General features: G+C 71.7%; 4 protein-coding genes. 1 reads left to right on the forward strand and 3 read right to left on the reverse strand.

The features are described 5' to 3' along the window. The 3 genes from ACFFNX_RS47145 to ACFFNX_RS47155 form a co-directional block, all read right to left on the reverse strand. On the reverse strand, window positions 1-360 hold a 360-nt coding region (locus ACFFNX_RS47145; protein WP_378212920.1), incomplete at its 3' end, for a hypothetical protein. A gap of 241 nt (window positions 361-601) precedes the next feature. Beyond that, window positions 602-1,168 (reverse strand): YbhB/YbcL family Raf kinase inhibitor-like protein, encoded by a 567-nt coding sequence (locus ACFFNX_RS47150; RefSeq protein ID WP_378212921.1) that lies wholly within the window; start codon window positions 1,166-1,168, stop codon window positions 602-604. A gap of 340 nt (window positions 1,169-1,508) precedes the next feature. Beyond that, the gene (locus ACFFNX_RS47155; protein WP_378212922.1) at window positions 1,509-1,925 is read right to left on the reverse strand and encodes a MarR family winged helix-turn-helix transcriptional regulator; all 417 of its coding nucleotides are present in this window, start codon (window positions 1,923-1,925) and stop codon (window positions 1,509-1,511) included. Window positions 1,926-2,117: 192 nt separating this feature from the next. Between ACFFNX_RS47155 and ACFFNX_RS47160 the strand changes: the two genes are divergently transcribed. Further along, window positions 2,118-2,689: AfsR/SARP family transcriptional regulator (locus tag ACFFNX_RS47160; protein WP_378212923.1), on the forward strand; the 572-nt coding region annotated here is incomplete at its 3' end.

A 2,689-nucleotide genomic window follows, 5' to 3' on the forward strand; every position in this document is an offset into this window, starting at 1 on the left:
CGCCGGACAGGGGGCCGCGGGCAGCTGGGCGTGCGAACCGGGCGGCGGGCCCGCGATCGGGCCGCCGGGACCGGGAGGCCCCGCCATGGGACCGGCCGGGAGCTGCTGAGGACCGCCGAGGGGCGTCCCGGCGACACGCATGTCACCGTACGGCTCCTCGTCGTACTCGTACTCGTCGTACTCCTCAGGCTCACCGCGACGGCCGCGGGATCGTCTTCCACGGCGGCCGCGTGGCTGCTCGTCCTCGGCCATCCAGTCGTCATCATCACCCGTCCGGCTCGCCCTCATTCCGAGTGCGACGAGCACTCCGACGAGAACGACCACCGCGACGAGCCCGAGGACAACGATCAGACCCCACATAGCACCACCCAACGCCATGGTCTAGCGGTCGACGCCGACGCGGAGACCGTTCCTGTGATCACCGGCGTCCGGCCCCCCAGGGACCTAGACCGATTGTTGCCGACCGCTATGACCCTTGTCACACGGTTCGCGGACATCTACTCTCACACTACTTGCCGCAAATAGCCACTCGGGTCAGTGGCCATCAACTCATGTCCTTCGCCACATCGATCTCCCCCGTTCACATGGGCGAACATGGGACTCACCCGCTGCCGAACCGTACGGTCATCCGGCCGCGGGCGACCGTGCGCTGAGCGATCTCCGACAGCACCTGGTTGAGCTTCGCGCCGTTCGACAGCGGCACTTTGGCGTTCAGGGCGTACACCGTGAAGCGGTAGCGGTGCTGCTCGCCCTTTGGCGGGCACGGCGGGGCGTACCCCGTCTCGCCCGCGGTGTTCAGCGCCTGCTCGGCGCGGCGCGGTACGACGCCTTCGAGCAGTTCGTTCGCCGTCGCGTCGATGTTGAACAGCACCCAGTGGACGTACGCGCCGCTGGGCGCGTCCGGGTCGTCGAGCACCAGTGCCTGCGCGCCCACGCCGGTCGAGGCGACCGACCAGCGCAGCGGGGGCGTCTTGCCCTGCCCGCCCTCCGCCTTACAGGCGAACCGGACGGGAATGGGCGCACCCTCGCGGAACGCCGGGCTCGACACGGTGATCGAGTCCGGCACGCTGCCGCGTACGATCTTGGTCTGCCCGACCAGGCCGCATCCACTGAGCGACAGCAGTCCGACGGCGGCCAGGCAGACCGGCCGCCACAACGTGGTCATCATCGATCAATAGCTCCCGGGGGACGATCGTACGCCGCGCCCGGCCGGTGGCCTCGCATTCGGCGTTATCCGAGGAGCGGGTGCCGGATATGGTCTCGCTCGCACGAGGCGGCGGCGGGCGTCCGGCCCACCTTAGAGCCTCTCGGGCGAGCCCGCCGTTTCAGGGCGTACGGGGCAGGCCCGTCCTCGCGCGGCGGGAGAGGTCGGGCGCCGATGGCGGAGCATCCACGCCGCCGACCGTGCCCGCCAGGCCAGGGCCCAGAGCGGCGCCTTCGCCCCGGTTCGCAGGTCGACTCACGGACCGCGGGCAGGCCCTGTGGCGGCTCGCGGGCTTCCTCGGCCCTCAGCTGAGCAGGTCGCCGATGATCGTGCGGACCCGGGCGCGTTCGTCCTCGTCGAGGCTGTTCCAGAATTCCCGTTCCGAGTCGTACCAGATCCGGGTCACCGGCTCGCGCAGGGCGCGTCCGGCGTCGGTCAGCCAGACGCGGACGAGGCGGGCGTCCGAAGGGTCGCGTTCGCGGCGTACCAGGCCCGACCGTTCCAGACCGCTCACGACCTTGGTCACCGCGGGGGCCGAGACGCCCGTGCGCATCGCCAGGTCGGCGGAGGTGACGCCGTCCTCACGCCACAGCTGGGCGAGGTAGAACTCCTGTCCCAGGTGCAGCCCGTGCCGCTCCAGCCCCCCGGCGAGGGCGGCCTTGTACCGTCCGAGCATCCGGATCAGGCGGTAGGACGGGCTGTCGAGCAGCGAACGTTCCACCTGATCAGCGTAACCATCGGCCTCGGTCGAGGCCGGGGAGGCGGGCCCGGGGGATATCGGCGTGACGGCTGCTCACGGCCTCCTGCAAGATGAGGGCGGACCAACCTGGCCATGAAGGCGAGACACGGGGCGCATCGAGATATATCGTGGTTTCGGCCATATGGGGCGGGGACAGGCAAGGGAGGACGGCTCGTGCGGATCGGGCTGCTGGGCCCCCTCGAGGTGGCCGACGGCGCCGGCCGGCCGGTCGAGGTCGGGGGAGCCCGTCTGCGCACACTGCTCATCCTGCTGGCGCTCGACGCCGGCCGGGTGGTGACCGCGGAGCGGCTCGTCGACGGGGTCTGGGGCGACGCCCCTCCCTCCGGCGCGGCCAACGCCCTGCAGTCGCTGATCTCCCGCCTGCGGCGCGCGGTACCCGGGCTCGTGATCGAGTCGCATCCCTCGGGCTACCGGCTCGTCCTGGACGGCTCCGGCGCCACGGACGGCTCGGGCACCATCGACATCATCGAGTTCGACCGGCTCGCGGTCCGCGGGCAGGACCTATTGGCCGACGACCCGGCGGGTGCGGCCGACGCGTTCGCCGCGGCGCTGCGGCTCTGGCGCGGCCCCGTCCTGGCCGCCGTCGCCGACGCCGACTTCGCCCGCGGGCACGTCTCCCGCCTCACCGAGCGCCACCTGGGCGTGGTCGAGGACCACATCGAGGCGCGGCTCCGGCTCGGCCGCGCCGACGTCGCCGAGCTGGAGGACCTCATCGCCGCTCATCC

Source organism: Actinoallomurus acaciae (assembly GCF_042429965.1).
GTDB classification, from domain to species: Bacteria; Actinomycetota; Actinomycetes; order Streptosporangiales; family Streptosporangiaceae; genus Actinoallomurus; species Actinoallomurus acaciae.